At 75.6% G+C, this 1829-nt stretch carries 2 protein-coding genes; both read left to right on the top strand.

Annotated elements, in window-relative coordinates; all coding sequences use genetic code 11:
* Positions 1–43 precede the first annotated feature (43 nt).
* Positions 44–994 carry a DMT family transporter gene (locus BKE38_RS28740; RefSeq protein ID WP_083747943.1) on the top strand — a complete coding sequence of 317 codons (951 nt, stop codon included), beginning with the start codon at positions 44–46 and terminating at the stop codon, positions 992–994.
* A partial coding sequence (locus BKE38_RS28735; RefSeq protein ID WP_278247658.1) for a nitrilase-related carbon-nitrogen hydrolase occupies positions 994–1829 on the top strand: 836 nt, incomplete at its 3' end. The genes BKE38_RS28740 and BKE38_RS28735, both read left to right, overlap by 1 nt.

The following is a 1829-nucleotide window of genomic DNA, read 5'->3' as shown; positions in this document are numbered from 1 at the left end:
GGGCCGATGTTCAAGGGGGAGGGGCGCGGGCTAGGCTGCCGCCATGCCCCAGGATTCCCTCGCCGCCGGCCTGCCCGGCGGCGCCGCACCTCCCGCCGGCGCGTCGCGCGAGCGCGCCATCGGCCTGGCCTGCGCCTTCGCCGTCGTCATCGTCTGGTCCGGCTTCTCCCTCTCGGCCCGGCTGGGCGGCAAGCAGGCGCTGACCGGCTGGGACATGGGCGCGCTGCGCTACATGGGCTCCTTCGTCATGGGGCTGCTGCTGGTGGCGGGCTTCGGCTGGCCGCGTCTTTCCCTCGGCCGCGCCGCCGGTCTGGCCACGGGGGCGGCCTATGTCTTCCCGCTGGCCGCCTATTTCGGCTTCCGCTACGCGCCGACCGCGCATGGCGGGGTGCTGCTGACCGGCCTGCTGCCCTTCGCCGCCGCCCTGCTCGGCTGGCTGTGGCTCGGCGAGCGCTGGACCCGGATGCGCGTGGTCTCGCTGGCCGTGGTGGCGGGCGGCATCCTGCTGCTGACGCTCGACACCTTCGGCACCCATCCCGGCGCCTGGCGCGGCGATCTTCTTTTCATTCTGGGCTGCCTGGGCTGGGCGGTCTTCACGGTGCTGGTGCGGCGCTGGCAGGTGCCGGCGCTGACCGCGACCACGGTGCTCGCCCTCTACCCGCCGCTGCTCTACCTGCCCGTCTGGTATTTTTTCCTGCCTTCCAGCCTGGGGGAGGCGTCTTCCGGCGCCGTCATCTACCAGCTGATCTACCAGGGCATGGTCGCGGTGGTGATCGCGGGCTTCCTGTTCACCCGCGCGGTCAATGCCCTGGGCAGCGCCACCACCACCACCATCACGGCGCTGACCCCTGCGCTGGCCGCGCTGGTCGCCTGGCCGCTGCTGGGCGAGGCGCTGGGCCCGCTCGGCCTGGCCGGCGTCGCCATCGTCTCGGCCGGCATGGCGCTGGGCGTCGCCGGAACCCGGCGCGGCCCCATCGCGGGCGCGCGGCGCTGATGCACATCGCCGCCGCGCCGCTCGCCCCGATCGCCGGGGCGCTGGCCGCCAATGCCGCCGGCATCCTGGCCGCCCATGACGCGGCGGCGCGGGCCGGGGCGGACCTGCTGGCCACCCCGCTGGCCAGCCTGACCGGCGCCCCGCTGCACGACCTGCTGGCCGACGCCTCTTTCCACGAGGCGGCCGAGGCGGTGCTGCGGCAGCTGGCCGCGAGGCTGCCGGCAGAGGGTCCGGCTGTGCTGCTGGGCACCGTCTGGCAGGAGGCCGGGTTGCCGCGGCACGGCGTCGTGCTGGTCGAGGGCGGCCGCGTCGCCGCCCGCCGTCCCCAGCACCTTCTCTCGGTGCCAGACCCGCTGGGTCTGGCGGCCCGCTGCCGGCCGGGTCCGGCGCCGGGCCCGCTGGCCTGCCGCGGCCTCCGCATGGGCCTGCTGCCCGGCGCCGATGCCGAGGACCCGGCCACCGCCGAGACCCTGCTGGAAACCGGCGCGGACTTGCTGGTGGCGCTGCCCGCCACCCCCTTCGACGCCACCACCCCGGCAGACCGCGCCAGCGACCGCGCCCTCGCCCGGGTGGTGGAAACCGGCCTGCCGCTGCTCGCCCTGGCCCTGCGCGGGGCCGGGGAGGATCTTGTTTTCGCTGGCGGCGGCTTCGCGTTGAACGCCGACCATCGCCTCGCCGCGCGGCTGCCGGAATTCGCCGGCGAGCTCTGGATCACCGACTGGACCGGGGGCGCCGAGGGCTGGGCCGCCACCCCCCGGCCCTGGCCCTTATACCCATCTGACGCTGCCGACGATCCTCAGCGGGTGCACACGAGGTGGCGGCGGAGCGGCGAACA

The sequence above is a fragment of the Teichococcus deserti genome (assembly GCF_001982615.1).
Lineage (GTDB): Bacteria > Pseudomonadota > Alphaproteobacteria > Acetobacterales > Acetobacteraceae > Pseudoroseomonas > Pseudoroseomonas deserti.
The sequence above is the reverse complement of the archived record's forward strand: the minus strand, read 5'-3'. Positions and strand labels throughout refer to the sequence as shown.

What these genes read in the sequence shown, in the direction of transcription:
- BKE38_RS28740 (WP_083747943.1), top strand. Translation starts at nt 44, where the DNA reads ATGCCCCAGGATTCCCTCGCCGCCGGCCTGCCCGGCGGCGCCGCACCT.